This window comes from Clostridioides sp. LIBA-6622 (assembly GCF_056716095.1).
Genome location: NZ_CP196999.1, coordinates 21,812 through 32,879, shown reverse-complemented (window position 1 = coordinate 32,879; position 11,068 = coordinate 21,812). Strand labels below are relative to the sequence as shown.

The 11,068-nt window shown below is 27.0% G+C and carries 9 protein-coding genes; all 9 read left to right on the top strand.

Annotated elements, in window-relative coordinates; all coding sequences use genetic code 11:
- Window positions 1-251: 251 nt before the first annotated feature.
- A complete protein-coding gene (locus tag ACTG47_RS19665; protein WP_479927129.1) occupies window positions 252-587 on the top strand; it encodes a type II toxin-antitoxin system Phd/YefM family antitoxin in 336 nt (111 codons plus the stop codon).
- Window positions 587-922, top strand: a complete 336-nt coding sequence (locus ACTG47_RS19660; protein WP_479927128.1) for a type II toxin-antitoxin system RelE family toxin — start codon at window positions 587-589, stop codon at window positions 920-922. The genes ACTG47_RS19665 and ACTG47_RS19660 overlap by 1 nt, the downstream gene beginning before the upstream one ends.
- A gap of 70 nt (window positions 923-992) precedes the next feature.
- The gene (locus ACTG47_RS19655; RefSeq protein WP_479927127.1) at window positions 993-2,654 is read left to right on the top strand and encodes a hypothetical protein; all 1,662 of its coding nucleotides are present in this window, start codon (window positions 993-995) and stop codon (window positions 2,652-2,654) included.
- Window positions 2,654-4,570, top strand: a complete 1,917-nt coding sequence (locus tag ACTG47_RS19650; protein WP_479927126.1) for a tail fiber domain-containing protein — start codon at window positions 2,654-2,656, stop codon at window positions 4,568-4,570. Before ACTG47_RS19655 ends, ACTG47_RS19650 begins: the two co-directional genes overlap by 1 nt.
- Window positions 4,571-4,575: 5 nt before the next feature.
- The gene (locus ACTG47_RS19645; RefSeq protein WP_223153101.1) at window positions 4,576-4,743 is read left to right on the top strand and encodes a hypothetical protein; all 168 of its coding nucleotides are present in this window, start codon (window positions 4,576-4,578) and stop codon (window positions 4,741-4,743) included.
- Between the two features lie 11 nt (window positions 4,744-4,754).
- A complete protein-coding gene (locus tag ACTG47_RS19640; protein ID WP_479927125.1) occupies window positions 4,755-9,407 on the top strand; it encodes a gp53-like domain-containing protein in 4,653 nt (1,550 codons plus the stop codon).
- A 30-nt stretch (window positions 9,408-9,437) separates the two neighbouring features.
- Window positions 9,438-9,749: a hypothetical protein gene (locus ACTG47_RS19635; protein ID WP_167640767.1), complete on the top strand. Its 312-nt coding sequence runs from the start codon at window positions 9,438-9,440 to the stop codon at window positions 9,747-9,749.
- A gap of 19 nt (window positions 9,750-9,768) precedes the next feature.
- Entirely contained in the window at window positions 9,769-9,933 is a 165-nt protein-coding gene (locus ACTG47_RS19630) for a hypothetical protein (RefSeq protein WP_167640766.1), read from the top strand.
- Complete coding sequence (locus ACTG47_RS19625; RefSeq protein ID WP_479927124.1) at window positions 9,926-11,062, top strand: hypothetical protein; 1,137 nt, start codon at window positions 9,926-9,928, stop codon at window positions 11,060-11,062. The genes ACTG47_RS19630 and ACTG47_RS19625 overlap by 8 nt, the downstream gene beginning before the upstream one ends.
- Window positions 11,063-11,068 lie beyond the last annotated feature (6 nt).

The following is an 11,068-nucleotide window of genomic DNA, read 5'->3' as shown; positions in this document are numbered from 1 at the left end:
TTTGCCAGCATGTTGAATTTAATATTATATTGACTACGAGAGTAGAATAAAGATATAATATAAATAACAGAAGATTAAAAATATTTTACATAAAAATTAACTACTTATTTTAAGCCACTTTACACAAGTGGCTATTTTCTTGTATAAAATAAATTATTATAGTTAAATTTGTATATTTATTTATATATAAATTTATTGATAAAGATTAATATTTGTGTTACAATTTATATATACTATTAGGAGGTGTTATTATGTTAAACAATAGAGATTTACTGATGGCTAATATGTTGAATACTATAGTTCCTATTTCTCGATTCAACAAAGGAGAAGCTAATAAGATATTTGATGAGGTAAAACAATCTGGAAGTAAAATTGTTGTGAAAAACAATGTCCCAACTTGTGTCTTGATTACACCTGAAAAATATGAAGAAATGATAAATGTTATAGAAGACTACAAACTTCTTCTTGAAGCAGAAAAAAGAATGTATAATATAAATGAAAAGGATTTAATATCTCAAAGTGAGATTATGAAAGATTTAGATATTAGCGAAAAAGACCTTGAAAATATTGAGGTGGATTTTGAATAATGAAATGGAATATTTTTTATACAAAAGATTCTCATAAAGATTTAAAAAAATTAGACAATTCTCAAAGAAAACAAGTTTTAAAAGCAATTGAAAAAGTTTCTTACAATCCTCTACCTAGTCCTGATGGATATGGAAAGCCATTAGGCAATAAAGGGAATAATAATCTTACAAATTGTTTTAAAATAAAATTAAGAGGTATTGGAATAAGAGTAGTTTATAATTTAGTAATGGAAAATAATATTATGAGAATAATAGTAATATCAGTAAGAGAAGATAGCCTAGTATATGACATTGCAAATGAAAGAGTAAAGGAAATTGCGACTACAACTGAATAATAATATTTTAGTCCATCTTTAATGATGGGCTTTTTTAATATAAAGAAGGTGATAAAATATGCATTTTAATGTGAATCTCAAACAAATCCAAAGAGAGTATAATATAACCCTCCATAAAGTTAACAAAGAAATTCTAGGTGAAATTCCAATAGAATTTATAGATAGTTTAACTCGTAGCATTGATGGTACAGATGAAATTCAATTTACCATACCAAAATTTATAACAAATCGCTTTTCATTCCAAAAAATAATAAATCCATTGTATTATGAAGTAAGTAATGAACGATTTATATGTGTAGATAATAAAGAGTATTTTGTAATAAAAGAAATAAAAGAAGATGGATATAAAAATAAGGTTATTAGAGCAACATCAGCAGAAGTTAAACTGGGTAAGATAAATTTAAATATTGAAGATATGGGACTACAATTATTTACAGAAGATAAGGATGCTGGAATAATTAGTCTTAATAATTATATGAAAGAAGAAACTGGATGGACTTTAGGCAATGTAGATGACTCAATAGGTTATGAAACTATTGATACTGGAGAAAAAAGAGAAAAGGTAAGGTGGCAAGAAAGTGTAGATAGTAATTGGCATGACTTTTTAATTAATGATATTAAAGAAGAATTTGGATGTGTTGTTCAATTTGATACATATAATAAGAGAGTTCATTTATATGATGTAGATAGTTTTGGAGACAATATAGAATTAGTATTATCTTATGATAACTATATAAAATCACATGAAAAGACTAGAAATTCAGATGAAATAGTCACTAGAATGACTTTAGTTGGAAATGAGGAGATGGATATTGTCGGAGCTACTGTAACAGGATATAAATATATTGAAAACTACTCCTATTTTTTAGAGAATGGTGAGATGAGTACAGGCTTAGTGACTGCTATACTTAAGTATAATGAGATGATTAAATTAAGAGAAGTTGAATGGTTAAAATTAATAGATGAAAAGAATAAAAAGAATAAAGAATTACGAGACAATAAAAATAGACTCCAAGTAATCTACTCTACCATTAATGCACTATATAGTATTAAAAAAACATATGAGACAAATAAGGATACTATTAATGCTACCAAGGTAGCAGCAGATATAACTAAGAATAATGATGAAAAAGTAATACTTGAAGTAACTATAAAAAATTTAGAACAACAAGTACTGGAATTAGAAGATAGTATAAAACAAATAAACATATTGTGTAAGAGAGAAACCGCAACTAATGAAAATGGACAATTAATTTTTAATGAAATATTACTAGAAGAATTGAAAGAATTTATTTATTGTGATACTTATACGAATGATTCATTTTTGGAGATTGAAGACTTAATTGAAACAGGAAAAAGAGAGCTAGAGCTTAAGTGTAGACCAACAGTGGATTGGACAATAGACTCTGTAAACTTTTTAAATAGAATTATTAATATGGAGTTTAGACAACATTGGAATGGATCATTAGGTGTAGGAGACATAATTATATTTTATGATAGAAATGAAAATACTGAAGATATAATATATTTTGTTGGATATACACAAAACTTTAAAGATGGAAGTTTAAATTTGGATTTATCTAATAAGAAATTAAAGGAAGATAATACAAGAACTATTTCTGATTATTTAACTAAATCAAAACATACTATGGATTCAGTTAATAAGAAAAAGTACTTACTCAATAGACAAAAATTCAATAGAATGAATGTCCCAGAAAGTGTGGTGTCCTAATGGCAATATATGATAATAGTTATACACTAAGTTATATAAGAATAACAGGATGTATAGTGACTTATAATGAAGAGGTTTATACTGTACAAAATGAATCAACAAATAGAAAGTATATATACTGGAATGCAAACAACCCTTATAAACTTGAAACTTCTAATTTAATGTTAGATAGAAGTAATACAAGATTTTTAATAGTTATAAATGATAATGGAATTCATACTGAAGTACCTAATGATAGTGATATATTTAATATAAATTATGATGGTGATTCTCAAAAAAATATAGAGAAAGAGATCTATGCTCTATATGAAACAGATAAAGAACTTGGAGATAGATTTATTTCTGTTGAAAAAGATTTAGATGGAATACGACAAACGGTTGGAGATGTAAAAGAATATACTAGTTATATTAAAGAGAATATTTCAGTTATAGATCAAAAAGCAGATAACATAAATATATTTGTAAAGGAAGCAACTAAAAATTTTAATGACTCTAAGGAGCTTAGTAAATTAAGAGAAGATACAAATAACCTTATAATTAAGCTTAATTCTGATTTAGGATTATTTAATTCTAATATTAATGAATATTTTAGAGATGATGAAATTACAGATATTGAAAAGGCTCAAATATCTACACAAATAAGTTTATTAGATACAGATAAATCTAATTTATACACTCAAATACAAAAAATAATTGATAGATGCCAATCAAATAGTGATAGTACAAGTATAGCTGCAATTAACAGTTCTAAAACAGCTTTAGACAATGCGCATAATAATCTTAAAACAATAATCAATTCAGTTATATCTGATAATATAATCACTCCTTCAGATGTAATTCTAGTTACAAATGGATTTGCAAAATATAATTTAAGGGTTAATGAACTAAAAAATACCCTTGATGGAGTATTCCTTAAAGGCATGGGAGGAAGTGTTTCAGAAGAATTTGCACAAATAAATGTAAAAGCTAATGAAATAGCTTTAAGTGTAAAAAAGCTTGATACTAATGTTGGAGAAATGAGTTCTGAAATTAGGTTAATGGCAGGAGAAATTGCTTCAAAGGTTTCAGAAGGTGACATTTCTTCAATTATAAGGCAATCACCTACAGATATAAGAATTGGATTTAATAAGATAGCCAATTCTGTTGTTATAAATTCTAGTGGTTTAACAGTAAATCAAGGGGCTATAGCATGCGATACATTGATGACACCATCAGGGCATGAACCAGTTATAAATCTGTTTAATGATGGTTCGGCTAATATTGCATTAGATGCAAGATCTTCAAATGGAGCAGTTAAAGGAAGTGCTATAAGACTAAAATATAATAATGGAAATTATTTATTTATAAATAGATATTCTATGAATACATATATAGAAGATGAAATTCGTTTACAAGTAAATAAAGATGATACTTTTATAAAATGTGGTGGAGCTAAATTTTGTTTTACTAATGATCCATATTCCTTTTTTCCAGACCAAGATAGAACCGATTTGGGACAAAGATATAATTGCTGGAGATATGTTTATTGTGATGAAGTTAGAGCTACATCTGATGCTAAATTTAAAGAAAATATTAGATATATAAATAATAATAAAATTAAATCTTATTCTAAAATTATGGATACACCATTTATAGATTTTTTAAAGAATGATTTAAAGATAGCAACATTTAACTATAAAACACTTCATGATGAAGATAATAATCAGCAGATTGGATTTATAGCCAATGATATACAATCTAGTAAAATAGGAAAATACTTTATATACGATTATGGAGAAAAAGCTGGATTAAAATTTAGCCTTTATGGATATACAACTATTGTGGCAGGTGCACTTCAAGAGGAAATAAAAAAAAGAGAAGAATTAGAATCAATAACTAAAAATTTATGTGACAAAATTGATAAATTGGGAGGGTAATAAATATGGAAGTAAATTTACAAAATGCATACATGATAGCACTAGAAGAAATAAAAAACTTAACTAATGAAATTATAATATATAAATCATTAAATATACAACAGCAAGAAGAAATTAATAACTACAAATTAGAAATAGATAAATTAAAAAAAGAAAAAAATAAAAATCAATAGGATGTGATACTTTGAGAAATTATGAAATAAAAAATTATCCTTTAGTATTAGATTTTAGTAACTATAGAATAAATAAAAGTCTCATAGATTCATTTATTTATGATGAAAATGATACAAACACAGCAGTAATAACAGTAGAACTTAAAAATAATGATAAATCAATTGATTTATCAGTTTATGATTACATAACTCTAAACATAAAAAAAAATGATGGAACAACAATTGATCAACAATGTAAGATCATAGATGAATCTAAAGGAATAGTAGAAATAATATTTTCAAAACAAGCACTATTATGTTCAGGTCTACACTCATTTCAAATAGCACTAATAAATGAAGAAAGTCAGATATTCTCTCCAAAAGTTTTCTATAGAGTAGAAGAAGGCGTTTTAAATGATAGTGATATAGTAAGTTCAGATGAATACTCAGTTTTGATGATTCTTATATCTCAATATAAAGATAGTTTAAAAGAACTGAAAGATTTAAAAATAAAAATAGAAAATCTTGAAATTACTATACTTAAAAATGAAGAATTAAGAGACTTAGCAGAACAAGAAAGAGTAGCCTCAGAAATTATTAGAAAAGATCAAGAAATTACTCGTCAAAATCAAGAAACAGAGAGACAAAAATCTATACAAGAAATGGAATCAGAAATTGATGATAAAATTACTGACATTCAATATCAATTTGATGAAAAAGCCCAACAAATAACTGATGATATCAATGAAACTAAAGAAAATTTAATTGAAGATATAACAAATACTAAAGATAATATAAATCAAGACATATTGACAACTAAAACTGATTTAATTAATTCAGTTAATTCTACCAAAGAAACTCTAGTTACAGAAGTAACAACAGTCAAAACTGACTTAACAAATTCATTTAATGAAACCAGAGATAGTGTAATTGCTGATATTTCAACAACTAAAACTGATCTAATAAACTCAATTAATTCTACTAAAGAAACTTTAACTACAGAAGTGACAACAGCCAAAACTGACTTAATTAATTCTGTAAATACATCTAAAGATACTATGGAAAATAAAGTACAAGAAGCCATAGATGCGATTCCATCAAAAGACGAATTGAAGGGTAAAGATGGACTTGGATTAGAGATAAAAGGTAGTGTAGATACTGTAGATCAGTTACCAATAGACCCAACTATAAGCGATACTTATTTCGTTGGTTATGATCTATATATATATGATGGTGCTGAATGGAAAATAATAAAAGATTTAAGAGTTAAAGGAGATAAGGGTGATACTGGTTTAACAGGAAAAAGTATAGAGTTTATATGGGATAATACTCAGTTAGGTATTCGTCAAGAAGGATCAACTGAATATGTATATGTAAATTTAAAAGGAGATACTGGAGAACAAGGATTATCTCCATATGATTTAGCAAAGTTAAATGGATTTGAAGGTACAGAATTAGAATGGTTAAATTCATTAAAAGGATTAGACGGATTTACACCAACAATTGGAGGAAATGGTAATTGGTTTATTAATAATGTTGATACAGGACAATCCTCAATTGGGTTAAAAGGCGATCAGGGAGATAAAGGTGATATTGGTATCACAGGAAAATCAGCTTATGATGTTGCTATAGAAAATGGATTTGAGGGAACAAAAGATGAATGGCTATTATCCTTAAAAGGCGAAGAAGGAGATACTCCATTAATAGGTGAAAATGGAAATTGGTTTATAAATGGAGAAGATACTGGTAAACAATCAAAAGGTAATAAGGGAGATATAGGAAGTGGTTTAGAAATAAAAGGATCTTTTGACACCATAAATGAATTACCATCAGAAGGAATAATTGGAGATGCTTATCTGGTACAACAGCACTTATATGTTTGGGACAAGATAAAGAAATGGGTGGATTGTGGTATAATTCAAGGCCCCCCTGGTAAAGATGGAGCTTCTACTTGGGATGACATATTAGACAAGCCAGAAACATTTAATCCTACAAATCATACACACTTAATGAGTGATATAACAGGATTAAAATTAGATGCAGATACTGTCACATATAACAATAAAATTAGTAATTTAAATTCCATAAATGTTCAAAAAGCAATTGATGAATTAAAAGGGATTATAGATAGTAAATCTGATTCTATTATGTATACCAAAATTATTGAGCGAAATGAATGGAAACAGACAAATGATTTGTACTCAATAGAAATTACACATAATTTATCTTCTAAAAACTTATTTATTAGTATATTAAACAATGATACTCATATAAATTTGATTTCTTCTTATAAGATAATTGATATAGATACAATTGAGATATACAATGACGAAGCAATTAATGCCACTGTTGTTGTTTTAGGAAATAGCTCTAATGTATCATATATACCAGTAATTGGAGACAATGGAAATTGGTTTATAAACAATGTTGATACAAAAAAAAGTTCTATCGGAATTACTGGTGAAAAAGGAGAACAAGGTGATATAGGATTAACAGGTGATAATGGTAAATCAGCCTATGAAATTGCACTTGAAGATGGATTTGTTGGTTCTAAAGATGAATGGTTACTATCTTTAAAAGGTGATGAAGGTATAACACCGATGATTGGTGAAAATGGTAACTGGTTTCTTGGAAATATTGATACAGGAAAAGTATCAAAGGGTGAAAAAGGTGATGTTGGAACTGGATTACAAATAAAAGGAGCATTTGATACTGTAGAAGAGCTTCCTCAAGAAGGCAATACTGGTGATGCTTACTTAATTCAAAGACACCTACATATATGGGATAATATAAAAAAATGGATAGATTGTGGTGTAATTCAAGGTGAAAAAGGCGAAAGTGGTACATCTAACTGGGAAGATATATTAAATAAACCAAATACATTTAATCCAAGTAAGCATATTCATGTTATGGATGATATAGAAGGGCTAAAGTTAAATGCAGATACTGTTACATATAATAATGAAACAAGTAATTTAAAAGCTATAAATGTACAAAAAGCTATAGATGAATTAAAAAGTGAAATAGACACTAAATCTGAGTTAATGATCTATACTCAAAATATAGCATTGGATAATTGGATAGAAAAAGATGATTTATATTATATAGAAATAAATCATAATCTCTCTTCTGAAAACTTATTTATCAGTATTTTGAATATTGATACCAATATAAACCTAATAACTTCATATAAAGTTATCAATGATAATACTATCAATATATATAATGATACACCTGTTAATGCAAATGTTTTAGTAATATCAGACAATATAAACATAAATTATTTGCCTACTATAGGTGAGAATGGCAATTGGTTTATTAATAATATTGATACAGGAAAAAGCTCAATTGGTAAATCTGGTATAAAGGGCGCTAAGGGAGATATTGGATTGACTGGGGCTACTGGCAAATCTGGTATAACTCCAACGATTGGAGATAATGGTAATTGGTTTCTTGGTGATATAGATACTGGTAAGCAATCAAAAGGTGATAAAGGAGATATTGGAACTGGTCTAGAAATAAAAGGGTGTTTTGAGACTATAGAAGAATTACCTACAGATGGAAAATATGGAGATACATATCTAATTCAACAACATTTATACATATGGGATAATATAAGAAAATGGGTAGATTGTGGTATAATTCAAGGCCCCCCTGGTAAAGATGGAGCTTCTACTTGGGATACTATTTTGGATAAGCCAGAGAGGTTTACTCCTATTAATCACACTCACTCATTAAATGAAATATTAAATTTAGAATTAAATGCAAATAATATTAAATATAATAACGAGAATAGTAATTTGAATTCAATAAATGTACAAAAAGCTATAGATGAATTAAAGGATAAAATAGAGAATTCCTCTGAAGCATTTATGTATACAAAATCTATCACATCTGATAACTGGACACTAATAAATGATTTATATTCTATAGAGATAGATCATAACTTATCTTCTAAGAATCTATTTATAAGTATATTGAATGATGATACCAATATAAATGTAATTACTTCTTATAAGATAATTAATGATAATACAATTAAGATATACAATGAAAAAGCTATTAATTCAACTATTATAGTAATGGGGACTAATACAAATATAAATTATTTGCCAACTATAGGTGAAAATGGCAACTGGTTTATAAATAGCACTGATACAGGTAAAAGTTCTTTAGGTACAACCGGTTCTAAAGGAGAAACTGGTAAATCAGCATATGAAGTTGCAATTGAAAGTGGATTTATTGGTACAAAAGAAGAGTGGATAATTTCCTTGAAAGGCGATTCTGGAACATCCAATTGGAATGATATTAATGGAAAACCTAATTCTTTTAATCCATCTTTTCATAACCATAGTTGTTCATCTAGTAAATCTCCAACTAGCGGTTATATCACATTGGGTTCAGATTTAGGCGGATTAATAATAGAATGGACTCAAATTAAATTATCGTTTACAGTTGCTGATACAAAAAGAGGAGTAGGAAGTTTACCTATAGCATTTCCTACTGCATGTATTGGTTTGTATAGTGCTATATCTTCAGAAGGAGATAATGCATGCTTTTCTCATGGAGTAGCAAAAGAAAGCGGGCTATCATCCACTAAATTTGGATATCATGTTAAGGCAACTGGCTCAGTAGCTGATATAGAAGGGGCACTTACACTATATATACTTGCAATTGGGTATTAAAACTTTATAGTTTCAAGAAGGAGATAAAAAATGAAAAAAATATTTAAGATGGGTTTGAAAAAAGATTTAAAATCATTCAATGGATTTTATATAGAAGATATTCATAAAAATAATATGCCTAAATATTATATAAATATTGCAGAAGATCTTTGGAATTATTTATTAGAGTTAGGTGATTTCAAATTTATAGGGAATTACAAAGAAAAGAAAGATTTATACACTATTCAGGAAAAAGATTACTTTGAAAAAATTATTCCAAATTCTTATGCTGAAAATAATATAGCATTAGAAGATAGAATTTCTGCAATTGAAAAAGCAATGTTGGCTGTATTATTAAAATAATTGATGGGAGGTGAATTAAATGAACTTATTATATAACTTTTTACTTAATATGTGGAAGATTGGTAATATAGATGAAAAATATTTAAATACTATGTCATCTAATAAAATTATCACATCAAAGGAAAGAGATATGATAGTCTCTACATCTAAAATAAATGTTAAAGGAGTAGATAATATTGGATAGTAATAAAATTTTAAGATTACAAGCTGAGGATATAAAATATAATAATGTCATTAGTGGATTAAATTCCACTAATACTAAAGACGCAATAGATGAGTTAAGGAATTTAATAAGACAACCTGACTCTATCTATAGTACAACTTTAGATATTAATTTAAATGACTGGATTTTAAAAGATGGTTTTTACCATAAATCTATAAAACATAACTTAGATTCAAATTGTTTATTAGTAAGTATAGTAGAAAAAGATACAAAAAGTAGTTTATTATGTTCATATAAAATAATAGATAACAATACAATTGAATTATTTAACGAAATTGCTATTAATGCAACTGTAAATATAGTAGGTATTAATACAGATATAATACCTATTCCAAGTATAGGAGAAAATGGTAATTGGTTTGTAAATGGAGAGGATACTGGTAAGTCATCTAAAGGGAATAAAGGTGATATTGGTAATGAAGGAAAATCAGCCTATGAAACATGGAGGGATATATCTGAAAATAAAGATAAAACTGTTCAAGAATTTATAGAGAGTTTAAAAGGAGGTAAAGGTGATACTGGCTCAACACCTTCAATTGGAGAAAATGGTAATTGGTTTATAGATGAAAATGATACTGGTAAACCATCTAGAGGGGAAGCTGGAGATTTAAATGTTAACACAGATTTTCTTGAATTAGAAACTGAAAGTAAAAAGATTATTTCTGCTATAAATGAAGTTAATACTAAAATATCAAAATCTGGTGGAAATATAACTGGTGAAATAGCCACTGAAATAGCTATTTTAAAAAATGAATATAATATATTATCAAATAAAGTTCTAGATATGGCAATAGAGCTAGATTTAGAAATAAATTCTACTGCTGATGAAGCTGGATATTGGTATGATAATCTAAATAATAATAATAATATAGTGGCTATGGATGGATTGAGATTAGATACTAGTAAAAAAAGTTTATATGGATATTCTGGAAATGTAATATTTAGAAATGTCGATCTCCCTTTTATTTCAAATAAAATTAGATATATACATGAACTAGATAATAACTTTATAGAAAACATAGTAGATAAAGCATATGATAAAAATTCTACTGAAATTAATTTAAATAAATATTCATATGAAATAAGATAAAAGGAT

What these genes read in the sequence shown, in the direction of transcription:
- ACTG47_RS19660 (WP_479927128.1), top strand. Translation starts at nt 587, where the DNA reads ATGAAATGGAATATTTTTTATACAAAAGATTCTCATAAAGATTTAAAA.
- ACTG47_RS19645 (WP_223153101.1), top strand. Translation starts at nt 4,576, where the DNA reads ATGGAAGTAAATTTACAAAATGCATACATGATAGCACTAGAAGAAATA.
- ACTG47_RS19635 (WP_167640767.1), top strand. Translation starts at nt 9,438, where the DNA reads ATGAAAAAAATATTTAAGATGGGTTTGAAAAAAGATTTAAAATCATTC.
- ACTG47_RS19650 (WP_479927126.1), top strand. Translation starts at nt 2,654, where the DNA reads ATGGCAATATATGATAATAGTTATACACTAAGTTATATAAGAATAACA.
- ACTG47_RS19630 (WP_167640766.1), top strand. Translation starts at nt 9,769, where the DNA reads ATGAACTTATTATATAACTTTTTACTTAATATGTGGAAGATTGGTAAT.
- ACTG47_RS19665 (WP_479927129.1), top strand. Translation starts at nt 252, where the DNA reads ATGTTAAACAATAGAGATTTACTGATGGCTAATATGTTGAATACTATA.